The 23563-nt window shown below is 40.9% G+C and carries 24 protein-coding genes; 17 read left to right on the top strand and 7 right to left on the bottom strand.

The window, feature by feature from the left end:
• The first annotated feature begins 54 nt into the window (after window positions 1-54).
• From cyoE to tsaB, 15 genes are all read left to right on the top strand, one after another.
• Window positions 55-963, top strand: a complete 909-nt coding sequence (gene cyoE, locus C8D94_RS00120; RefSeq protein ID WP_211308889.1) for a heme o synthase — start codon at window positions 55-57, stop codon at window positions 961-963.
• A 22-nt stretch (window positions 964-985) separates the two neighbouring features.
• The gene (locus C8D94_RS00115) at window positions 986-1570 is read left to right on the top strand and encodes a cytochrome c oxidase subunit 3 (protein WP_115121886.1); all 585 of its coding nucleotides are present in this window, start codon (window positions 986-988) and stop codon (window positions 1568-1570) included.
• 138 nt (window positions 1571-1708) lie between these two features.
• On the top strand, window positions 1709-2689 hold the full coding sequence (locus C8D94_RS00110; RefSeq protein WP_115121885.1) for a cytochrome c oxidase subunit 3: 981 nt from the start codon (window positions 1709-1711) through the stop codon (window positions 2687-2689).
• Window positions 2690-2709: 20 nt separating this feature from the next.
• Entirely contained in the window at window positions 2710-3093 is a 384-nt protein-coding gene (locus tag C8D94_RS00105) for a cytochrome C oxidase subunit IV family protein (protein ID WP_115121884.1), read from the top strand.
• Window positions 3094-3251: 158 nt separating this feature from the next.
• A complete protein-coding gene (locus tag C8D94_RS00100; RefSeq protein ID WP_115121883.1) occupies window positions 3252-3896 on the top strand; it encodes a hypothetical protein in 645 nt (214 codons plus the stop codon).
• Between the two features lie 42 nt (window positions 3897-3938).
• Window positions 3939-4634: an SCO family protein gene (locus C8D94_RS00095; protein ID WP_115121882.1), complete on the top strand. Its 696-nt coding sequence runs from the start codon at window positions 3939-3941 to the stop codon at window positions 4632-4634.
• Complete coding sequence (locus C8D94_RS00090) at window positions 4631-5149, top strand: DUF420 domain-containing protein (protein ID WP_115121881.1); 519 nt, start codon at window positions 4631-4633, stop codon at window positions 5147-5149. The genes C8D94_RS00095 and C8D94_RS00090 overlap by 4 nt, the downstream gene beginning before the upstream one ends.
• 10 nt (window positions 5150-5159) lie before the next feature.
• Window positions 5160-5390: a hypothetical protein gene (locus tag C8D94_RS00085; protein ID WP_115121880.1), complete on the top strand. Its 231-nt coding sequence runs from the start codon at window positions 5160-5162 to the stop codon at window positions 5388-5390.
• Between the two features lie 148 nt (window positions 5391-5538).
• Window positions 5539-6261, top strand: coding sequence for an ABC transporter ATP-binding protein (locus tag C8D94_RS00080; protein WP_115121879.1), 723 nt, complete (start codon window positions 5539-5541; stop codon window positions 6259-6261).
• Entirely contained in the window at window positions 6254-7498 is a 1245-nt protein-coding gene (locus C8D94_RS00075; protein WP_115121878.1) for an ABC transporter permease, read from the top strand. Before C8D94_RS00080 ends, C8D94_RS00075 begins: the two co-directional genes overlap by 8 nt.
• A gap of 1 nt (window position 7499) precedes the next feature.
• Entirely contained in the window at window positions 7500-8765 is a 1266-nt protein-coding gene (locus tag C8D94_RS00070) for an ABC transporter permease (protein WP_115122967.1), read from the top strand.
• A gap of 31 nt (window positions 8766-8796) precedes the next feature.
• A complete protein-coding gene (locus C8D94_RS00065; RefSeq protein ID WP_115121877.1) occupies window positions 8797-9960 on the top strand; it encodes an efflux RND transporter periplasmic adaptor subunit in 1164 nt (387 codons plus the stop codon).
• A gap of 63 nt (window positions 9961-10023) precedes the next feature.
• Window positions 10024-11469 carry a TolC family protein gene (locus C8D94_RS00060; RefSeq protein ID WP_115121876.1) on the top strand — a complete coding sequence of 482 codons (1446 nt, stop codon included), beginning with the start codon at window positions 10024-10026 and terminating at the stop codon, window positions 11467-11469.
• A gap of 5 nt (window positions 11470-11474) precedes the next feature.
• Window positions 11475-12752: an efflux RND transporter periplasmic adaptor subunit gene (locus C8D94_RS00055; protein WP_115121875.1), complete on the top strand. Its 1278-nt coding sequence runs from the start codon at window positions 11475-11477 to the stop codon at window positions 12750-12752.
• 2 nt (window positions 12753-12754) lie between these two features.
• Window positions 12755-13408, top strand: coding sequence for a tRNA (adenosine(37)-N6)-threonylcarbamoyltransferase complex dimerization subunit type 1 TsaB (tsaB, locus tag C8D94_RS00050; protein ID WP_115121874.1), 654 nt, complete (start codon window positions 12755-12757; stop codon window positions 13406-13408).
• Between the two features lies 1 nt (window position 13409).
• Here the strand turns inward: tsaB and C8D94_RS00045 are convergent, their stop codons facing one another.
• Window positions 13410-14138, bottom strand: a complete 729-nt coding sequence (locus C8D94_RS00045) for a hypothetical protein (RefSeq protein ID WP_115121873.1) — start codon at window positions 14136-14138, stop codon at window positions 13410-13412.
• Between the two features lie 298 nt (window positions 14139-14436).
• On the opposite strand from C8D94_RS00045, the gene C8D94_RS00040 reads away from it, so the two are divergent.
• Window positions 14437-16116, top strand: a complete 1680-nt coding sequence (locus tag C8D94_RS00040; RefSeq protein WP_115121872.1) for a helix-turn-helix transcriptional regulator — start codon at window positions 14437-14439, stop codon at window positions 16114-16116.
• A 56-nt stretch (window positions 16117-16172) separates the two neighbouring features.
• Here the strand turns inward: C8D94_RS00040 and C8D94_RS00035 are convergent, their stop codons facing one another.
• The 6 genes from C8D94_RS00035 to C8D94_RS00010 form a co-directional block, all read right to left on the bottom strand.
• On the bottom strand, window positions 16173-16889 hold the full coding sequence (locus C8D94_RS00035) for a hypothetical protein (protein WP_115121871.1): 717 nt from the start codon (window positions 16887-16889) through the stop codon (window positions 16173-16175).
• Between the two features lie 6 nt (window positions 16890-16895).
• The gene (locus tag C8D94_RS00030) at window positions 16896-17591 is read right to left on the bottom strand and encodes a hypothetical protein (protein ID WP_115121870.1); all 696 of its coding nucleotides are present in this window, start codon (window positions 17589-17591) and stop codon (window positions 16896-16898) included.
• A gap of 220 nt (window positions 17592-17811) precedes the next feature.
• Window positions 17812-18645, bottom strand: a complete 834-nt coding sequence (locus C8D94_RS00025; protein WP_115121869.1) for a mechanosensitive ion channel family protein — start codon at window positions 18643-18645, stop codon at window positions 17812-17814.
• Window positions 18646-18648: 3 nt separating this feature from the next.
• Window positions 18649-20766 (bottom strand): thioredoxin domain-containing protein, encoded by a 2118-nt coding sequence (locus tag C8D94_RS00020; protein WP_115121868.1) that lies wholly within the window; start codon window positions 20764-20766, stop codon window positions 18649-18651.
• A gap of 69 nt (window positions 20767-20835) precedes the next feature.
• The gene (locus tag C8D94_RS00015) at window positions 20836-21036 is read right to left on the bottom strand and encodes a dodecin family protein (RefSeq protein ID WP_115121867.1); all 201 of its coding nucleotides are present in this window, start codon (window positions 21034-21036) and stop codon (window positions 20836-20838) included.
• A 106-nt stretch (window positions 21037-21142) separates the two neighbouring features.
• The gene (locus C8D94_RS00010; protein ID WP_115121866.1) at window positions 21143-22048 is read right to left on the bottom strand and encodes a NifU family protein; all 906 of its coding nucleotides are present in this window, start codon (window positions 22046-22048) and stop codon (window positions 21143-21145) included.
• Between the two features lie 75 nt (window positions 22049-22123).
• Between C8D94_RS00010 and C8D94_RS00005 the strand changes: the two genes are divergently transcribed.
• The coding region (locus tag C8D94_RS00005) for a choice-of-anchor L domain-containing protein (RefSeq protein WP_211308888.1) at window positions 22124-23563 on the top strand (1440 nt) is incomplete at its 3' end.

Raw genomic sequence — 23563 nt, 5'->3', positions numbered from 1 at the left:
ATTGGGAAAATTAGGTGGTTAGCGTATCTTTGCGGCGTTTAATTTGTACTACACTTGGCCCAATCCGAATCTACATCCTTACCAGTATCACTTTTCAGGAATTTTACTGAGATTACCAAGATGCGCCTGTCGGTAAGTGTAGTGTTTTCCTCGGTAGCAGGGTATTTGCTTGGGGCTTTTCAAATAGATTTTTATATTCTGTTGCTATTGTGCATTGGGGGCTATTGTATGGTTGGGGCGAGCAATGTTTTTAACCAGATCATAGAGCGGGACCTCGACGCCAAAATGGAGCGTACCAAGAACAGGCCTATTCCCGCAGGTCGTATGGGGGTGACCGCTGCGTTTATATTGGGAAGTATACTTACCTTGGTGGGTGTTTTTGTATTGTATATCATTAACCCCCAAACAGCAATGTTTGGGGCTATCTCAATTTTTTTATATGTAGCCGTGTATACTCCCTTAAAGACACGTACCCCACTTTCTGTATTTGTGGGTGCGTTTCCGGGGGCCATCCCTTTTATGTTGGGGTGGGTGGCTGCAACCGATAATTTTGGCATAGAACCGGGGACGTTGTTTATGATACAGTTCTTTTGGCAATTTCCGCACTTTTGGGCCATAGGCTGGTTTTTGTTCCAGGATTATAAAAAGGGAGGGTTTTTTATGCTTCCCAATGGCAAACGCGACAAGGGGACGGCTATCCAGGTAATCTTGTATAGTATATGGACGGTGCTGGCATCGCTAATCCCTGCAGTGGGGGTAACGGGTAGGCTGTATCTCTCGTTTGTCTCGGCTGTATTGGTTGGGGGAATTGGCGTTTGGCTGATTTATTATGCGGTGCGATTGTACAAAAAACAGACCGATAAGTCCGCAAGACAACTTATGCTGGTGAGTGTGAGCTACATTACGTTGTTGCAAATAATCTATGTGGCCGATAAATACATCTTAGAAGCAATTCAAGGATAAAAATATTTTAACTGAAAAGATAATGGCAGATTACACAGAAGGAACCGAAGAACATAAACTGCGAAGAGCAAAAAAAATGATGCTGTGGTTTGGTATCATAAGCCTTTCTATGAGTTTTGCAGGGTGGACCAGTGCGTATGTGGTGAGCAAAGAGCGCCCGGACTGGGTAGAAGACCTAGAAATACCTTCGGCATTTATTATCAGTCTTGTGGTTATTTTGATTAGTAGCCTAACGCTGCATTTTGCAAAGCGTAGTATCCAGAAAGAAGCGCCTAAAAAGGGGATGTACCTCTTGCTTGTTACTATTGTACTTGGGCTGGCGTTTGTGTTCTTTCAGTTTAAGGGCTTTCAGGAAATCATTGGGATATTTGGGTACAACCCAACGGGCCCCACAAGTAATATTACATACACTTTTATCTTTTTAATCGCTGTTGTTCACCTAGTTCATGTGGTGGCAGGATTGGTGTGTCTTTTTGTAGTGCTTTACAACCATTCCAGAAAAAAATATGCTCACGGAAAGACCCTTGGGGTAGAACTCGCAACAACATTTTGGCATTTTGTGGATATTCTCTGGGTGTATCTGTTGCTTTTCTTTTACATTGTGTAGTTGATTTTCAGTAAAATAACAGTTGTGATACACCCGAGATACAACGCTTTTTTAGGATGAGTATAAATTGATACTTGAAGTTTCGTTAAATAAATATTAATCGTATTTTTGTCACCAATTTAACACCAACTACTTTCTATGGACACTACTGTTGCAAAAACAGGAACCGAAGGAAAAACATGGGGCGGGGGTAACAAGCCGCTCAATGCTAGTTACGGTAAAATGATGATGTGGTTCTTCATCGTATCAGATGCCCTTACTTTCTCAGGGTTTGTTGCCGCTTACGGTTTTTCGAGATTTAAATTTATAGACGCTTGGCCCATTGCCGATGAAGTATTTACACACGTGCCATTCCTTCACGGGGTGCCTGCACCTATGTACTATGTGGCGTTCATGACGTTTATACTTATCTTTTCCTCTGTAACCATGGTGCTTGCGGTAGATGCCGGGCACAAAATGCAGAAGAACAAGGTTATATGGTATATGTTCGCTACCATCATTGGAGGTGCCATATTCGTGGGATCACAGGCTTGGGAATGGGCAACGTTCATTAAAGGCGATTACGGTGCTGTAGAGACAAAAGGTGGAAAGATACTCCAGTTTTTGGATACCGAAGGAAATAGAGTAGCGTTGGCAGATTTTACAGAGCATATCCCTTCTGCCAGGGAAGTACATTTAGAAAAAAATGGCGTATGGTACGATGCTGAAGAAACCCAGACCACCTTTACTTTTGAGGAAGTGAAAGCAGGATTCCTAGCAAACGATAACCTATTGGTGCGTACACAGTATTATGACGAAAATGGAGAGCCTACGGTATTGAGCAGGGAAGAATCCGTAGCAAAGATAGTAAACGATGGTAAGTTGGTTGTGGAAGGTGCAAACCTCAAGCACAACGAATACGGTCACCCACTATTTGCAGATTTCTTTTTCTTCATTACAGGATTTCACGGATTTCACGTATTCACTGGGGTACTCATAAACATTATTATCTTTTTTAATGTTGTAATAGGCACCTACGAGCGAAGAGGAAGTTACGAGATGGTAGAAAAGGTAGGACTGTACTGGCACTTTGTAGATTTGGTATGGGTATTCGTATTTACCTTCTTTTACCTTGTATAATTATAGAATTAGACTGAAAAATGGCACACGAACATAAATTAGCAATTTTTAGAGGAACGTTAAAGTTCAAGAGCAATGTCACCAAAATTTGGGGAGTGTTTGTATTCTTGTCCATTGTTACGATTATTGAAGTAGCCTTAGGTATCCTGAAGCCAGAGTTCCTTACCGAGACAAGGTTCCTGGCAATGAAACTGCTTAACTGGATCTTCATAATCCTTACCTTGGTAAAGGCATATTACATAACCTGGGATTTCATGCACATGCGTGATGAAAAGAGCGGCTTGAGAAGAGCTGTCGTTTGGACCGGTGTTTTCCTGATTTGTTACTTGATTCTAATCTTATTGATTGAAGGAGACTATATTTATGAAGTGTATAAAAACAACTACGTAAAGTTCGATTTCTAAGAATCGACACATACAACATTATCAACCCAACCACATGAAAGGTTGGGTTTTTTTATGTCCAAAAGTTGCCGAAGCATTTTCTGCGCTGTATTTTTGCAAAACCTTTTAAAAGCGTAGTTTTTAAACATAAATCCTTTTAAGGGGAGTGCTGAAAAATTATGAAAAAGTATGTCGTTCTTACTGTCCTTTTCTTGTTGCCAATTTCGGTATATCTCTTTTTTGCTTCAGGGGTGAACAACTTTGTAAAATTGCCAACGGTAAGTGAAGATGTCACCGAGCTTTCGGCATTTAAGGGTATAGATGGCAACCCAATTCATCTTGAAGATAAAATAACCGTACTACTGTTTTTTGGTAGTGATGTAGAAGGTAAAAAAGCCAATGCTTTCAACCTTGCTCACAAAATCTATAAAAAGAACTATCAATTTGAAGAGTTTCAGTTTGTGACCCTTATCACAACAGAGCAAATAGAAGCAGCAAAAACATTAAAACAGAAACTTTCAGAAATTGAAGATCCCAAAAACTGGAAATTCGCTGTGGCCAACAATGGGGCTATCGAGGAAGTGTTTTTGTCCTTGCGGTCCAACGCAACGCTCTCGCCCAAGGGGAGCAGCAATACGGTTTTTATCATAGATAAGGACCGAAATATTAGGGGGCGTTTGGAAGATGAGGATTATGGTACCATGTACGGCTATGATGCTTCCAGTTATGCCGAGATAAACAATAAAATGAGCGACGATATAAAAGTGGTCCTGGCCGAATACCGTCTAGCGCTCAAAAAGTACAAGACAGAAAGGGAAATATAATATATTTGGCAACCCAAAAATGATACAACCGAAGGTGGCATTATGAACAAAAAAAGCAACATATATATTGGTATCTCACTAGTGGTCTTGGTTTTTGGTATCATCTTTATACCCAAAATCGTTAACCGTATCAAGAACGATACGGTGGTAGATAACGACCGTCATAACCTTGAGCACGGTACTTCAAAAGAGGATGTAACGATTGCTTATGTTGGCGATAAAGAAGTGCCGGATTTTAAGTTTGTGAACCAGGATGGAGATACTATAACCAATGCATTTTACAAGGGCAAGGTATACGTGGCAGAATTCTTTTTCAGCACATGTCAAGACATCTGTCCTGTTATGAACCAGAATATGAAAAAAGTCGCAAAAGCCTTTCCCAATGGTGACGAGGTGGGGATAGCGTCCTTTAGCATAGACCCCACGTACGATACTCCTGAAATTTTAAAAGCTTATGCAGAAGCTTACCAGATTACCCAGCCAAGCTGGAATTTTTTAACGGGAGATAAGACCGAAATCTTTAAACTCTCCAACGAAGGCTTTAACCTCTACGCCGCAGAGGGAATGGACGAAGAAGACAATTTTGAGCACTCAGGTTTTTTCGCCCTGATAGACCAAGAAGGAAAAATACGCTCTAGAATAGACGAAAACGGCAACCCCATTGTGTATTATGATGGCTTGCAGGACGAAGGCGTACAGATGTTAATTAACGATATTGAAATTTTACTAAACAAATGAACAACGTAACAAAAAAATATACTATTTGGATTTGGGTACTTTCCATCGTAATACCCGTTGCCGTTGCAGTATTGTTCACCGTACGTATTCCTGGCGTTGAACGATTAGGATTTTTACCTCCCATTTATGCAAGCATCAATGCACTCACAGCAGTGTTGCTGGTGGTTGCCTTTGTTATGATTAGAAAGGGAAAAATACGCGTGCACGAAGCATTGATGAAAACCTGTATCGTATTATCGGTTTTGTTTTTGGTAATGTACGTAGTGTATCATATGACCTCCGATTCCACCCCGTACGGTGGGGAAGGGGTATTGCGCTATGTGTATTTTTTCATTTTGATAAGTCATATTTTATTGTCTATCGTAATCATTCCGTTTGTGCTCATTACTTATGTTAGGGCCATCACAGGAAATTTTCCGCAGCACAAGAAAATAGCACGCATCACTTTTCCGTTATGGTTGTATGTTGCCGTAACAGGGGTGATAGTATATATTATGATTTCACCCTATTATTAAAATACTGAAATTGAAAAAAAGCCACTTCATACTCATCTTGTTACTTATAGTCACGGCTGTTCCCGTTGAGGCCCAATGTGCCATGTGCCGTGCCGTGCTGGAGAGCGAAGAAAGTGGTGCCGCTGCAAAGGGCATAAACAATGGAATTGTGTACCTTATGATTTTTCCCTATCTACTCATTGGTGGGATTGGGTACGTGATATTTAAAATGCGCCAAAAAGCCAAAGTGGAAGATAATTAACAAAATCTTCACATTTCAAGGTGTAATAAAATTGCTTGCAGATAGTCTTATGGATAAGGCTTGACCACCCAGATCCCCAAAAGTCTTAACACAAACTTCACAAAATCCAGCAATAAAGGCGGTTATTTTGTGTACATATTTTTTTGAGATGATAAAAATTAATGGCTTGCATAAATCGTATAGGATGGGGAGTAATTCCCTGCATGTCCTCAAAGGAATAGATTTTGAAGTTGCCGAAGGCGAAATGGTATCTATCATGGGGTCTTCGGGATCTGGTAAATCTACGTTGCTGAATATATTGGGAATGCTGGACGAAGCAGACGAAGGTACCTACCACCTAGACGGCAAACCCATTAAAAACCTTAACGAAAAGATTGCCGCAAAATACCGAAATCAATTTCTCGGTTTTATATTCCAATCGTTCAATCTTATAAACTACAAAACGGCCTTGGACAATGTTGCCATGCCACTGTACTATCAAGGAGTGAACAGAAAGATACGTATGGAAAAAGCCCATCATTATCTCGAAAAAGTAGGTCTTGCAGACTGGGCCACCCATCTCCCAAACGAACTTTCGGGAGGGCAAAAACAGCGTGTTGCCATTGCCCGTGCCCTGGCAAGCGACCCCAAGGTATTATTGGCCGATGAGCCAACGGGAGCCTTGGATACTACAACATCTTACGAAGTAATGGAGCTTATCCAAGGGATTAACGACGAGGGCAAAACCATCCTTTGCGTAACACACGAAGACGACATAGCCCACATGTGCAAGCGTATTGTAAACCTAAAGGATGGAGTAATAATAGACGATAGCCCAGTACAACAAGTTCGTGCCAAAGAGGCACAAAAAAAAGCCTTGCACCATGTTTAATGTAGAACGTTGGCAAGAGATTTTCGAGACCATTCGTAAAAACAAACTACGAACGTTCCTCACGGGACTTTCCGTGGCGTCTGGAATCTTTATATTGGTAATCTTGCTGGCAATTGGCCAAGGCATGCAAAATGGGGTGGCAAAAGAATTTGAGAACGATGCCGCAAACAGAATAAGTGTCTGGACCGGTGTTACCTCTGAAAGCTATAAAGGGTTAAATCCAGGGCGCAGGATACAAATGGATAACCGCGATTACGAAACCGCTGAAGCAAAAAACATCGATAAGCTGGAATACAGATCTGGCGTGTATAGCATCTGGGGCGGATTAACCACCTATAACAATGAAAGCGGTAGCTATAGGATTGAAGGCGTTCGGGGGGATTATCAGTTTTTGGAAAATGCCTCTATGGTAAAAGGAAGGTTTATCAACAATAGCGATCTGGATGGTTACGAAAAAGTAGCAGTTATTGGCAATAGGGTGTATCAGGATCTCTTTAAACAGAAAAATGCTATTGGCGAATATATAAAGATTACAGGAATTCAATTTAAGGTAGTCGGGGTATACACAGACCCAGGAGGCGAACGTGAGGAAACCAGGATATTCATTCCACTAACTACCTCGCAGCGTATCTACAACGCAGGAAACGACTTGAGAAGTTTGGTGTTTACCCTAAAACCAGAAGATAATTTTGAGCAAGCCCTCGAAGCTTCTGAAGCTTTCAGCGCCCAACTGGAAAACGACCTTAAAACAAGATATAGTGTCTCCCCTACAGATGAGCGTGCCGTGAACATCAACAATTCTTTGGAAAACGCTAAGAGGTTTTATGACTTAATGAATATGATTCGCTGGTTCTTCTGGGGCGTAGGTATCTGTACTATTATTGCAGGTGTTGTGGGGGTAAGTAACATCATGCTTATAATTGTAAAAGAACGTACAAAAGAGATTGGCATCAGGAAAGCCATAGGGGCACAACCCCTTTCCATTATAGGAATGGTATTGCACGAATCTATTTTCGTAACCGCAATCGCTGGCTTCGTAGGACTTGTTTTTAGCTTGGCGTTGCTGGAATTTGTAGGTCCGCTTATAGAAACAGACTATATTAGGAACCCTTCAGTAGATTTTGGGGTTGCCATAACTACGGTTATCATACTTATTGCTGCAGGAACCTTGGCAGGATTCTTCCCTGCCCGTAGAGCTGCCAAAATTAAACCCATAATAGCCTTAAGAGATGAGTAAGATTTTTAGCAGGGACAGTTGGGCCGAAATTATTGAAGCCTTGAGCAGCAATTGGTTTAGAACCATCTTAACAGCTTTTGGTGTTCTTTGGGGGATATTTATCCTCGTAATACTCTTGGCTGCTGGTAACGGACTTGAAAACGGCGTTAAACAGGGTTTCGATGGCATGGCGACCAACTCTATGTTTATGTGGTCCCAAACAGCATCCAAGCCCTATAAAGGCTTGCCTAAGGGCAGAAGATACCGCTTTAAGGTAGGCGATGTGGAGGCTATAAAACAGAATGTTCCCAGCCTTAAATATGTCTCCCCCCGAAACCAATTGGGAGGGTTCCGAGGATCTAATAATGTAACCCGTGGGCTAAAGACCGGAGCCTACAATGTCTATGGTGATTACCCTGAGATTATTGAACAGCAACCCATGGATATCACCTCGGGGCGCTTTATAAACTATTCCGATCTTAATGAAAAAAGAAAAGTTGCCGTCATTGGCGAAGCTGTTAAAACTGGACTGTACGATGTAGGAGAGGATGTGTTGGGAACCTACATAAAGATCAACGGAGTAAATTTTATGGTTATTGGTACCTACAAAAAGAAAAGCAATGGAGGAGGCGACCCTGAAGAAGCCATGAAAGAAATTTTTGTCCCTTTCACTTCATTTTCTCAAGCCTTTAATATGGCCGATAATGTGGGCTGGATGGCCATTACGGCACAAGATAAGTCATCTATCACCCAATTGAAAACACAGGTTTTCGATGTTATCAAGAATAGACACTCCATTCATCCCGAAGATGACCGAGCCATAGGGCATTTCGATTTATATGAAGAATTCAGTAAGATTAACGGCCTTTTTACCGCACTTAATTTTGTAGCTTATTTTGTGGGAGTGCTGGTATTACTTTCTGGAATTATTGGAATTAGTAATATTATGCTAATCGTGGTAAAGGAGCGTACCAAGGAAATTGGTATCCGCCGTGCATTGGGTGCTACCCCCTGGAGTATAAGGGCACAGGTATTGTTAGAGTCTATTTTCTTGACCATTATTTCAGGAATGGCGGGTATCGCACTGGCTTCAGGTGTTTTGGCACTCGTAAACTTTGCAATGGAAGGCATGGATACTTCAGAAATGATGTTCCTGAATCCCAGCGTAAACATAGGTGTAGTATTAATCGCACTTACCATATTAATTGTTTCAGGGTTGTTGGCTGGGTTGATTCCTGCCCAAAACGCCATAAAGGTAAAACCTGTGGACGCCCTTAGGACCGACTAACAAAAAACTAACTATTAGAATTTCAATCAAAATGAAAAAATCTGTTACCGTAATTATCTTGATCGCAATCGCTGTTTTCTTTGCAATTGCTATGTTCTGGTTGTGGCAAAAAAATGCCGAAGACCCCATAACCTATGAAACCGAAACCCCGTCTACACAGACTATTGTGAGAAAAACGGTTGCAACGGGTAGTATTGTACCAAAAGAGGAAGTACTTATAAAACCGAACATCTCGGGAATAATAGACGAAATTTTTGTCGAGGCTGGCGATGTGATTAAAAGGGGCGACCTAATCGCACAGGTAAAGGTAGTGCCCAACGTGTCTTCCTTGACCAGTGCAAAAAATAATATAAACGCTGCGAGGACACAGGTGGAAACCGCTAGACTTGCTTTTGAGAGTCAAAAAAGCATCTATAATCGCCAAAAGGAATTGTTCGATAAAGGTGTGATCTCTGCCAATGAGTTCGATCAGGCTCAGTTGTCCTATGACCAAGCACTACAGCGTTACAACCAGGAAAAAGTGAACCTTACGGGCGCGCGCCAAAATTTCGATATCATTAAAACCGGAACTACCAGTGGTTTGGGAGCTTCAGCCAATACCGAAATTCGTGCTACCGTTTCAGGAATGGTACTTGATGTACCCGTAAAAACGGGAAACCAAGTAATCGAGGCCAATAACTTCAACGACGGTACTACCATAGCTACCCTGGCAGATGTTGATAAAATGATTTTTGAAGGAAAAGTAGACGAGAGCGAAGTGGGTAAAATTAAAGAGGATCTTCCGCTGGAGATTACCGTGGGAGCCATAGAGAACAAAAAGTTTGATGCAGTATTGGATTATATAGCCCCAAAAGGTGTAGACGAAAATGGAGCCATTCAATTTGAAATAAAAGGAACCCTAAAAGAACAGGATAGCACCACATTTATCCGTGCAGGACTAAGCGCTAATGCCTCTATTATCTTGGCCAAGGCAGAAGATGTACTTGCGGTTAGGGAAGCCCTGGTGCAGTACGACCCCAAGACCAAAGAACCTTTTGTTGAGGTTGCGGTGGGCGAGCAGGACTTTGAGCGCCGTGACGTAGAACTGGGAATAAGCGACGGGATAAACGTAGAGATAAAGAGCGGTGTGTCCAAGGACGATAATATAAAGGTGTGGAACCAGTTAATACCTGCTCCACAGTTTGGCGGGCGATAATTTACCTGCGTATTTGTAACACTTTCAACAATCAAAAGACTTATGTTTCAACTACAATCAATCATGAGAACAATTTCAGTTTTAGTTATATTCTTAATCTTGGGATTTTCTACCCAGGCGCAAGGAAAACAATGGACCCTCGCAGAATGTGTCCAGCACGCCTTGGAAAACAATATCTCCATTAAACAAAGCGAGTTGGACCTAAAATTGACCGATGCAGAGAAACTTTCTGCAACAGGAAATTTCTTGCCCAGTATAAACGCTGGAGCCAGTGTTTCTGAAAATACGGGATTGAGTTTTAACCCTGTGACCAACAATGCGCAAACCACTACGTTTTTATCGGTAACAGGTAATATCAATGTAGGCTACACGCTGTTTGATGGTTTACAAAACATTAGGCAGGTACAACGGGCTAAGCTTTCTAAGCTTTCAGCAGAATACAGGCTGGACAAAATGAAGGACGATATTGCCCTGTTTGTTGCCAATGCGTACCTCACGGTACTTAATAACAAAGCGAACTTGGCATCAGCAAAATCGCAAAACCTTGTGACCGTAGAACAAATTGAAAGAACCAACGCCTTGGTAGATGCGGGAACATTACCGCGTGGCGACCTCTTGGAAATTGAGGCGACCAATGCCAGTGAACTTCAAAACATCGCGGTTCTAGAGAATGCGGTTACCATATCGCTTATAAGCTTGGCACAATTGCTCCTTATCGAGGATTATCAAAATTTCGATATTGTAGATGAAGGCTACGATGTGGTAATGAACGAAATTTCAGAAAAACCCGTTTCAGAAATCATAGCATCGGCCGAAGAAAATAGGAGCGAAGTAAAAATAGCCGAGCAGGATGTAGCACTTGCTGAAAAAGACCTGCAACTGGCCAAAGCAAACTATTTGCCTACACTTTCGGCATTTTTTGGCTATAATACTAGATATACAGATGCTACTTCCTTTGAGCAGTTTGTAGACCCTAACAATCCTACGAGTACACAGCAAATTGGGGTGGTTCAGGAAACGGGACAGGCTGTTATTGGAGAGTTCCCTAATACCATCACAAGAGAAGTTGGAGCAGCACCCTTTGGCGAACAGTTGTATTTAAACGATGGTATATCTTATGGGCTTCAGCTCAACATCCCCATCCTCAACGGATTTTCAGTACGCAGTAACGTAATGAGGAGCAAGGTAAATGTAGAGCGTACCAAGTACCAACTGGAGCAGGCCAAATTAGATTTAGAGAGCAATGTGTACCAAGCCTATATGGATGCCAAAGGTTCCTTAAAGGCGTATGAAGCTGCACAAAAAGCATTGGAGAGCCAAGAATTGGCGTATCAATACGCAAAAGATAGATATGATGTGGGATTGACCAATGCGTTCGATTTTAGCCAGAGCAAAGTACGGTATGATAATGCCGCTATTGCTTTGAACCAGGCCAAATACGATTATATTTTTAAATTGAAAGTTTTAGAGCTATATTTTGGCATAGAACCAACCGACCTTAAATTTTAAGTAAGATGAAAAAAGCCATCATTTGGATAATAGTAATTGTAGTGGCGCTGGTTGCGCTGTTGCTGGTAGGTAAAAAAATGGGGGTTTTTGGTAAAGGAGGAAACTTTACCGAAGTAGAAATTTCGAAAATCGAACCCATCGATATTACCGAAACAGTAGCCGCTACAGGGAAGATACAGCCTGAAGTAGAAGTAAAGATTTCCTCTGAAGTTTCTGGAGAAATTATTGAACTTCCTATTAAAGAAGGCCAACAAGTAGAGAAAGGAGATCTTTTAGTGAAGATTAATCCAGACTTGATACAAGCTGCTGTGAGCCAGTCCCAAGCCGGTTTGCAAAACGTACGCGCCCAATTGAGCCAGGCGGAAGCATCTCTAAAAAATAGCAAGGCCAATTACGAACGTAATAAAGCACTGTTTGATAAGGGCGTTATCTCAAAATCGCAATGGGACCAGACCATTGCTGAATATGAAAGCGCACAGGCCAACGTGAAAAGTGCCTATTACAATGTGCAAAGTGCTGCAGCAAATGTAAAACAGTCGCGCGACAACCTCTCCAGAACGAGCATTTATGCACCTATGAGCGGTACCATTTCTTTACTTGCCGCAGAGCTGGGGGAACGTGTGGTAGGTACAGCGCAAATGGCCGGTACCGAGATATTGCGCGTAGCAAACCTTAGCAATATGGAGGTTGAGGTAGATGTAAACGAAAACGATATTGTAAAAGTTGCCGTGGGAGACAGTACTGTTGTTGAAGTGGACGCCTATTTAAAACGTGAATTTAAAGGAATTGTAACAGAAATTGCCAATTCTGCCCAAAGCACCCTCACTGCCGACCAAGTAACTAACTTCAAGGTGAAGGTGCGCATCCTGCCTGAATCTTACAAAGATTTAACCGAAGGAAAGCCAGAGAGCTACTCACCTTTCCGACCAGGGATGACGGCTACGGTAGATATTATCACAAACAAGCGAAAAGATGTAATAGGGGTGCCCATAAGTGCCATAGTAATAAAGACTGACACAACGGGAAAGAAAAAGGCAAGAGGAAAGCAACCCAGCACAACTTCCGAAGAAAAGTTTGAGTGTGTCTACGTTAAAAAAGGGGATGAGGCTAAGTTACGAGTTGTCACCACTGGAATACAGAACGACACCAATATTGAAATTTTGAGCGGCCTAGAGGAAGGTGAGGAAGTTATTACGGGACCGTACAATACCGTTACAAAAACTTTGGATCCCGGAGACAAGGTTAGCTTAATGGAAGAAGAAAAAGAGACCGGAGAAGACTAGTCATGGCAATAATACTTTGCATAGAAACAGCCACTACAAACTGTTCGGTAGCGCTTTCGGAAAACGGGAGCGTTATTGCTTTTAGGGAAGACTCCAGTAAAAATTATAGCCATGCAGAACAATTGCATGTGTTTATTGAAGAGGTTCTCAACGAAGCAAATATCGCCAAGGACACTATCGCCGCCGTGGCCGTAAGCAAGGGTCCTGGTAGTTATACAGGATTGCGCATTGGGGTTTCTGCCGCTAAGGGTCTCTGTTATGCGCTGGGTATTCCGCTAATTGCCGTACCCACCTTAGCAGTTCTTGCCCAAACTGTTGATACAGCAGCCGTGGTGGTTCCAATGCTCGATGCAAGGCGCATGGAAGTATATTCGGCAGTATTTAAAGATGGTGGACAAATAAGGGATACAAAAGCTGAAATCCTAACGGAAACTTCGTTTAAAGGATATTTGGAGCAAGAAGAGATATACTTTATTGGCAACGGAGCAGAGAAATTCAAAAATATTTGTCCGCATGGCAATGCTAGGTTTAGGACAGATGTGTTTCCTTCAGCAAAAGAAATGGTGAAGATTGCGCAAGAAAAATTAGGGAGAAATGATGTTGAGGATGTTGCCTATTTTGAGCCTTATTACCTTAAGGATTTTAAGGTAGGTTAGGTTATAGTTCAATATTTTTTACACTATTGAAATACTGGATGGTTTTTATAAGGTCCTCTTCAATGTTTAAATCCAGATTGTGTTTTTTCACGTATTGCGCTATTACCTCTTCATTATTCCCGAACACTTTCAGTTTCTTATTTCTAGAGCTTGGTAGCTCATAGAACTTTCCATTTTCTGAAACGAGGTAATACGTAGCCTTGTCTGTAAATTTTGCTTTTATGGGCCGTGTTATGGAAGTTCTTGCTGGCTTGGATGGGGTAAACTTTTTTTGAATTTTCTTAAAAACGTCTATCCGTTTCCCTTCATAAAGTACTTGGAAGTATCCTCCGCCTTCAATACCTCCCTTGTAGGGTGCAAAAACAAAAATATCCTTCCCAATCTTCACGAAAATATCTGGGGATTTGGTAAGTGGTTTTGCTTCTTCAATTGGGGTGGTAAGGGATTCCTTTATTTCTATCTCATCGGCAACTACATTGTAGCGCATGGCTACGTTGTTAGCAATTAGTTTTTGGCCTTCGTACACGTTGCCCAGAGAGTAATTTGGTTTAAAATAGGGGGTTCCATCGTAACTAGAGGTGTCAAGGTAGTCGACAAACTTATCCTGTCTCTTGATGAATTCATCCAACAAATACACACTGTTCACAAACCTCCGGCTATTGGGTTCTTGTGCAACTACCGGTGCGATACAAAAGATAATCAGCAGAAAAAATAGTATTGTTTTGTTCATGGTAGCGGTCCGAAATATTTCAACTTCTAGTAAATATAGTAGTAAGCTACCATAACAACAAGAAGCGGGGTATGATATTGTCCAAACGCTATCGGCTTTTATAAATTACGACTGTAACTATAGTGTTTAAAATACTGACAAACAGAGATTTACTTGTATAACAGCACCTGAAACAGTAAACTCCTTTAATACAATATTTTAAAAACATACCTTTATAAAGCAGTATTTCATTCAAAAATTATCTTTAAAAAACGGATAACCCGTTGAAATACTTGCTCCTGTAATTAACGGATCACCTATGTTAAAAACAATACTCTTAGCGAGTCTTTTGGCACTATATTGCTCTGTACATGCGCAAACCTACAGTGATGCTGCTTTGATGGAGCAAGAGTATGAGAACCTTATAGAACTGTACGATAAAAACAGCCGGGATACGCTATTGGCAAAACAAATTGCCAACGTTTACATACAAAAAGCCGAACAACAGGGTGATGCTACAAAAATGGCCAGGGGATATACTAGGTTGGCCTTTGTCTCAAAAAGAAGTGACGCCATAAAATATCTGGATACCACGATAACATTGTCCAAAAACAGTACCCATCCCAATTATCCGGCAATTGGCTATATTTTCAAATCCTATTACTTGTTTACTATTGAGAAATATGAAGAAAGTCTTCAAAATGCCATTACCGGATACCAACACGCAAAGGAGAAAAAAAACCAGGATCAGCAAATAACAGCACTACAACAAATTAATGCCGTTAACGAATTGTACGGGGACTACGAAAAAGCCCTTGAGACCGAACTGCTCACCAAAGAGTTGTTGTTCGAGAACAAAGAATCTGAATTTTTCACCGAAAACCATATCGCTTCCCTAGAAGGCATAGGGAACTGCTATGTAAGGTTACAGCAGCCAGACTCTGCGCTGGCATATTATAAAAAAGGTATAGAGGAGGCTTTAAAGATTCAAGATACCGTTACGTACCATGCCTTCGTCTCAAAGACAGGAACAGCCTTGTATGTAAAGGGAGATTACAATGCTGCACTGGACAGCCTGCAGAAGGGAAATAGATTTCAGGACTATTTTGTGAACAATTACGATAATTATTACAACTATTATATGGGAAGCATCTACTTCCAGCAAGGCAATCAACAAAAAGGGGTGCAATATTTTAAGACTATAGATTCTATTTACGAAAAGAAGAATGTACTATACCCAGAGCTGCCCGTGGTGTATGATAGGCTGGCAAACCACTACCAGCAATTAGGGGATGAAGAGGCGCAACTGGAATATATGCGAAAACTGGTACTGGTAGTAAAGCTCATAAACCTTAAAAGAGTTTTTATTAAGGACAAGATCGCCCAGGAATATGAGATACCAAAACTTCTCGAAGAAAAAGACGAACTTATCTCACATCTTGAAAACAAACAAAAAAACTCACAGAAACTCTTGCTGTGGGTTGGGGGTGTTCTGGTAGTGTGCCTGTTCGCACTGGTGTACTATATTAGGAGGCAACAATTGTTCAAGAAAAGGTTTGAAACATTGATGAGCCAGCAAGAAACCAACCAGGTTTTTAAGGAGCAACAAGACCAGGCACCCAAGGAGACCCTAGGTATTTCTGAAGAGATTGTTTCTGAGATACTAACGAAACTAACTACTTTTGAGGAAGAAAAAGGATACCTTTCCAAAAGGGTAAGCCTAACACAGTTGGCAGATTATTGTAATACCAACTCAACCTACCTATCCAAGGTAATCAATTTTAAAAAAGAAAAGAACTTCTCGAGTTACCTTAACCAGTTGCGGGTCACCTATGCTTTTAATGAGCTGAAGGACAACGGTACTTTCAGAAAATATACCATAAAGGCGATTGCTGCAGAATGTGGTTTTAAAAGTGCCGAATCTTTCTCAAAGGCTTTCTATAAAAAATTTGGTATCTACCCATCGTTCTATATAAAACAGCTTGAGCAAAAGGCATAAAAAAAATCGGTGCTAAGAAAGCACCGATTCTTTTATAGAACTAACGGTTGAGCAATTTACATGCTGCCATCGTAAAACTTTACAGCCTTCATTAGGTCTTTTTCGTCATTAATGTCGAGCCTGTTATCCTTTACGTAGTTTTTTACTTCATTCTTTTTCTTGCCAAATACCTTCAGTTTTTTGTTTCTGGATTTTGGCATTTCATAGAATTTGCCAGATTTATCGGCGAGAAAATAGGTGATCTCGTCACTAAATTTTGCGGGTATGTCCTGAGTTAAAGTGCTCGTTGCTTTTTTCTCTGGGTTAAAATCCTTTTGTAGTTTTTTGTAAAGATCTACAGTATTACCTTCGTAAACTACCTGGAAGTAACCTCCACCTTCAATCCCTCCCTTATATGGAGCGAAAATGTATATGTCGTTCACTATTTTTACGAAGATCTCGGGAGATTTGGTAAGGACCTTAGCTTCAGTATCTGGAGTGGTTAAGGACTCTTTTACTTCAATCTCATCGGCAACGGCATTGTACCGTATTGCCACATTTGTCGCGAGCAACTCATCGCTTTTGTAGATATTGCCAGGTAGAAAGTTTTCGTTATTGTAAGGAGTTCCTTGGTAGGAATCTTTATCGTCGTAATTAACAAATTTGTTCTGTCTTTTAATGTACTCGTCTACACGGAACATGTCACTTGTAAAAGACCTGTTGCTATACTGTGCTTGCATGGTACCGGAATAGGTAACAACAGCCAGTAAAAAGTAAATTAAATTTTTCTTCATAATAAATTATTTAAGCGTGTTAAAATATGCCACTAGTTTAACCAAATTATAGTCCTTGTTGATGTTCAGGTTGTTTTTCTTAGTATATCTTTTAAGCTCTTTATTGTGCGATGGAAATGCTTTTATCTTTCTGTTTCTACTTCCGGAGAGTTCTTCTAACGATCCATCCTTGGTATTTACCAAATAAAGGACCTCGTCATCTTTATAGGTTGGAGGGACATCACGAGAAATAGAATTCATAGACTTCATACCTTCAATAAATTCTTTTTTCTCTTTTTTATAGAGATGGAATTTTTCACCTTCATGCAATACTTTAAAATAACCACTGGGCGCCTCGGCAGTAGTTGGCTTTACATAAACATAGGTATCGTTAAGGATACGAATGTAAATATCTGGATTGGCACGTAATAATCTTGCGCTACTGTCATCTGCAGTAAGACTTGATTTAACTTCTATTTCATCCCTAGATACATTGTAGCGTAATACAACATTACTAGCTACCAAGTTCCCGTTTTTATACACATTCCCCTGTTGAAATTCGTCGTTGGAATACTGGCTCCCCGCTACGTCGATAGTGTTTTTTGGTTTTGTAATGGGTCTGTTTGTCAAATAATCATTTGTCGTCGGTGTATCTACTGCGTTTTGTGCAATTGAACTTGTAATGACAAAAAGACTGAAGAAGATGGTGCTTAAAAATTTCATAGTGTTGTAAAAGTGTTTTTTAGGTTACTGCCTTAAAACAACCCAAAAATATTGCCTTGAGCTGTTTTGCACAACCATTTATACAATAAAAATGCCAAAAGCATGTCTTTATTTATAAATGAAGACGTTTTTTGAATTAAAAAGGCCGGGATTTTTTCCCAAGTTGCCAAAACTAAACTTGTAAAATGGATTTGGCTGTTAATCTCAGGTTAAAAAATGTTTAATTTTTTGGGTACATATGTACATCTCTCTGTGGAAATGGAATGGTAATTCCTGCAGCTTCAAGTCTTGCTTTTCCTTCTTCGAGTACCAACCAGCGAAGGTTCCAAAAATCGTCAATGCTCGCCCAGTATCTTAACGAGAGGTTTACAGAGCTATCTGCCAGTGCAGCCACTACCACCATAGGAGCTTTTCCTTCTAGCTGTATTACTTCGGGTTGTTCGTTAACTAGGGTGAGCAGAACTTCTTTAGCAAGCTTTATGTCATCGTCATAACCTATCCCAAAGGTTAGGTTTTCCCTTCGTAGACCTTCTTCGGTATAATTTATAATGTTATCGTTGGAAAGTTTGCCGTTGGGTATCACTGCAAGTTGGTTCCCAAAGGTGTTCAGCTTTGTGTTGAATATTGAAATCTCCTTCACGGTACCTTCCACTCCTTGTGCAGCGATAAAATCGCCCACCTTAAAAGGTTTCAAGAGTAAGATAAGTACACCTCCTGCAAAGTTTGCCAGGGATCCCTGTAATGCTAAACCTATAGCAAGTCCTGCAGCACCAATTATGGCAACAAGAGAGGCCGATTCTACCCCCAGCTGGGTAATTACAAGTACAAACAGAACTATTTTCAGTCCCCAACTCAGTAAACTTGCAATAAACTTCTCTAGGGTAATGTCGTAGTCCTTTTTTGCAAAAAACTTGGCTACGAGCCTGTTTATAATTTTTACCACCCACAAGCCAACAACCAGTATGATTATGGCCAATAATAAATCGGGTAAAAAGTCAATGAGTTTCTTTCCGTAAGTTTCAAGTATTTCTTCAGCCTTTTGTGTCGAAAACATATTTTATTCTGAAATTTTAATGGTTTTGAGTGCGTCCTCAACATCTTCCACCGGTAAGCGGCAAGCATTGTTTACGCATACATAAATTAGGGTTTGGTCTTCTATAAATCTTTCTTGTAGTAAGTAACTGTTACTTGGTTTGTCGCTCGCAGCAAAGAGGGCATTGGGGATATAACGGCTGTTCAAATCCTCGAGCTTTGGTCTTGCTGCCTCCCCTGCAACCACTATTTCATAATACTTGTGTTGATGGTTTGCCAATAAATCCAACCAATTTGAAAAACTACCAGGATATTTTTGTGCTTCTGGCAAGACATTGGTGAGCATCTGGTCGCTTACTTCTCGGTATGTAGGGGCATCAAAATAGTGGGAAAGTTTAAAAAGGTTCTTTGCCATGATACTGTTGGAAGCGGGAATTACATTGTCTCTGTATTCCACGGTACGGGCTACCAGCTTGGCATCTTTGTTCGAGGTAAAATAGAACATCTGGCTTTCAGAGTCAAAAAAATGTTCAAAAACATAATCGGTCATCTTCTTGGCAAGTTGTAGCCATTCTTGCTGCATGGTGGTTTCGTACAATGAGATATAGGTTTGTATAACGGCGCTATAGTCTTCTAAATATCCATTAATGGAGCTTTTCCCATCCTTATAGCTATGCCACAATGCACCATCCTTCTGGGCTAATTTTTCTTTTATGAAAGAGGCATTCTTTAGGGCTGCATCGAGATATTTTTTGTTCCCAAAAGCAGTATAGGCATCAATATACCCTTTTGCCATAAGCGCATTCCAGGAGGTTAGGGTTTTATCGTCCAACCTAGGTTTATTCCTTTTGTTTCGGTGGGTCTCCAAGGTTTTAAGCCACCCCTCTTTTTTCTGTTTCAGGTCTTCAACCGAAATGTTATGCGATCCTGCAATTGAACTATCGTTTTTGGTACGGATGAGTACGTAAGTATCCTCCCATTTTCCAAAGTCGTTGATATTATAATATTCCGAAAATATGTTGTAGTCATCCTTCAGCAGTTCTTGCAATTCGGTTTTTTCAAAAGTATAAAATGCACCTTCCTCCAGTTCGCCATCCGCAGTTTTGCTATCAGCATCCAGTGAAGAATAAAAAGCACCCTCTGGATGGGTCATTTCGACTTCAATATACTGGAGGGTCTGTTCAACAGTTTCTTTGTAGAGTGGGTTATTGGTAACTTTGTAGGCTTTGCTGTACAGGCTCACCAATTGTGCGTTGTCGTACAACATTTTTTCAAAATGTGGTACGTGCCAGCGCTCATCCACGCTATATCTGGCAAATCCCCCGCCAACAGCGTCGTACAATCCTCCATAAGCCATTTTGGTAAGTGTGAGATTTACATGCTGTAAGAGGCTGTCATCATTTTTTTGGACGGCTCTACGGAGTAGATAATCCAAGTTGTTGGGCATCATGAATTTTGGTGCACCTTTCCGTCCACCATACATAGGATCAAAACTTTCTTTCCAAGAGGTTATAACCTCATTAATAGGAAACTCTGAGATTGCTGTTTTGTCTTTATTTAAGACCACGAGGTCCATAGAGGTGATACCCTGTTGGAGTTTTGTAGCATATTCTTCCAGTTTTTCAGGTTGGGTATCGTATATTTCCTGGATTTGTTCAATACTCTTTATCCAAGCTTCTTTTTTGAAATAGGTGCCACCCCAAACAGGTCTTCCATCGGGAAGCGCAATTACGTTCAAGGGCCATCCGGCACTGCCTGTCATAAGCTGTACGGCATTGATATAAACTTGGTCCACATCCGGGCGTTCCTCCCTATCTACTTTTATATTTATAAAGTTCTTGTTCATAACACTGGCCACGGTGGAATCCTCAAAACTCTCGTGTTCCATAACGTGGCACCAGTGGCAGGCTGCATACCCAATGCTTATGAGCACTAATTTATTCTCTTCTTTTGCTTTTTCAAGAACGCTCTCGTTCCAAGGGTTCCAGTTTACGGGATTGTGCGCGTGCTGAAGCAAATAAGGGCTGGTCTCGTTTATGAGGTCGTTTGTGTAGGCGTGTGTTTCCAGTTTAGATGTATTTGTGTTGTTACAGGAAATAAATAGAAAGGACAATACGATTGTTATGAGTATGTTTCGCTTCATAGGCTACTAAAAAAACAAAATACGCTTTTGATTCTTCTCAAGAGCGTATTCATTTTTATGGATTATGGGTTATTGAACTTCAAAAGTTATTTTTACATTAACCCTGAACTCCGTTACTTGGTCTCCGTTTACAATAGCGCTTTGTTCGTTAATGTAAGCAGATTTGATATTCTTCACACTTTTTCCAGCGTGCTTAACAGCGTTTTTAACAGCATCTTCAAAACTGTTGTTACTGTTCGCCATTACTTCAATTACTTTTAATACTGCCATAGTGTTGTTTTTTAGTTATAGAAGCAAATTACGACTTTGAGTATACAATTTTCTGAAAATTAAGTTAATACTCCAGGGGTAAAGGCTAAACTTTTATGAAAGGGGCCTACCCGTTAATGGCCTCAACTGCCTGTACTCTACCTTGGAGCATTTCCTTGAGCATGGTCTCTATACCGTTTTTTAAAGTAACGGTAGATGAGGGACACCCGCTGCACGCCCCCTGTAAAATTACCCTTACGGTTTTAGTGTCCTCGTTAAAGGAATCGAAGGCAATATGCCCTCCATCACTGGCCACGGCAGGTTTAACATATTCGTCCAAGATAGAAATGATCTCTTTGTCAAAATCACTTAAATCCTCTTTTTCTGAAACAGTATTTTCTTCATTGTTCCCTTTTCGCTGAAGGATCGCATCATTGAAAACAGCTTTGCCTTCTGAAATGTAACGGGTTATAAAATCGCGCAATTGCATCGAGACCTCTTGCCATTCCACCACATTGTATTTGGTGATGGAAACATAGTTGGCGCTAATGAAAACCTCGTTTACGAACGGAAAGGAAAAAAGTTCGGTGGCCAAGGGAGAGTCTGCTGCGTCTTCAATATTCTTGAATTCAAAGATGCCGTCTGCCAAAGCCTTGTTGGCGACAAATTTCATAACATTTGGGTTGGGGGTGCTTTCTGCATACACGGTAACGGGTACCTTTTTGGTATCGCTTTCGGTTTCAGTGACTATTTCTTTCCCACTGTTCAGGTACGTTGTTATGGCTTCTGATACTTCGTCTTGCACATCTTCCCACGAAACGATATTGTATCGTTCAATAGCAATGAAATTTTGCGAAACATAAACTGTTTTTACAAATGGGAGATGAAAAAGTTCTTGGGCCAAAGGGCTAGGTTTTGCCTCGTCAATATTCTTAAACTCATAGCTTTGAGACCTCGTTAAGAAGCTGTTGGCAACAAATTTTACAATATTTTCGTTGTTTGTGGGTTGTATAGTAATGTTAAATTGGGACATATAGCTTATTTTTTTTGCAAAATTATAAAACAAAAGCAATGTATTCAATATATTTGGCAAGTTAACAGTTTATTTATGAAACGATTATTACTACTACTTACTGTTCCTTTTTTATTCTCTATAACAAATGCGCAGATTACTGTAGACGAAACCCTTACCACACAACAGTTGGTTGAGGATGTTTTAATACAGAATTCTTGTGCGACCGTATCCAACTTTCAGCAAAGTACCGGAACCAACTTTGGTGATGGTAATGGTATTGGAGCTTTTGATGCCAATGGGTCTGGATTTCAATTCTCAGATGGAGTTATCCTAAGCTCGGGTTTTGTGAGCAACGCACCGGGGCCAAACAATACCCTGCATAGCGATGGAGGCTTTGCATGGCCGGGAGATGCAGATCTTGAAACCTATACCACTGCAACAAATACGAACAATGCCTCATGGATACAGTTCGATTTTGTGCCTTTTATAGATGAGATTAGCTTCGATTTTATTATGGCTTCTGAAGAATACAACGAAAACTTCGAGTGTTCCTTTTCAGACGCATTTGCCTTTATCCTTACCGATAATAACACCGGTATGGTTCAAAACTTGGCGGTATTGCCAGGAACTACAACACCTATTGAAGTAACTAACATACGTTATGAAGTTCAAAATCAATGTGCTGCTATAAATGAACAATACTTTGAACAATATAATTTCCAGCCTATTGCAAACCCTTTGGCGCCAAGTATCCCAGCAGCAAACTCACCAATAGATTTTAATGGGCAAACAGTCCCCCTTACAGCCATGGGATCGGTAGTGCCGGGTAACGACTATACAATCAAACTCGTGGTCGCAGATGAAACAGACTCTGCTTACGACATTAGTGTATATCTCGAAGCTGGTTCTTTTAGTCTTGGAATAGACCTTGGGGACGATCTTACCATAGCGGCCGGTAACGCACCCTGTGAAGGTGAGCCATTAACAATTGGTATATCGCCAGAACCTGGTGATACCTACCAATGGTTTGTCCTTAATCCAGTAACTATGATGTATACTATCATTCCTGGTGAAACGAATAGTACGATAACCGTAACTACAACAGGAACGTATCAACTAGAGGTTACAAAACCTTCTGGTTGTAGTGCTACAGATGAAGTATTTATTGAATTTGCTCCCCAACCTGTTGCAGTACAACCAGATCCTATAGAAATTTGCGACGAGCTCCCCAACGATGGCTTTGCAATCTTTGATCTTACCCAAAGAGATGCCCAAATTCAGAATGGACAATCTGCAACGGTTACTTGGTATGAAACTTTCAACGATGCCGATACAGCTATGAATCCTATAGTAGATCCTACTATGTATGCAAACATAGTACAAGGATTTCAAGTAGTTTGGGCAAGACTGGAAGAAAACAGTCTTGGTTGTTATGACGTCGTTTCCCTGGACCTTCAGGTGAACGACAGTCCTGCCATCACGGACCCTATCACGGACCTGGTGGTCTGCGACAACGACGAGGACGGTGTGGAG

This window comes from Marinirhabdus gelatinilytica (assembly GCF_003353425.1).
GTDB classification, from domain to species: domain Bacteria; phylum Bacteroidota; class Bacteroidia; order Flavobacteriales; family Flavobacteriaceae; genus Marinirhabdus; species Marinirhabdus gelatinilytica.
Note: the sequence above shows the minus strand (reverse complement) of the source record. Positions and strands in the feature narration are given on the sequence as shown.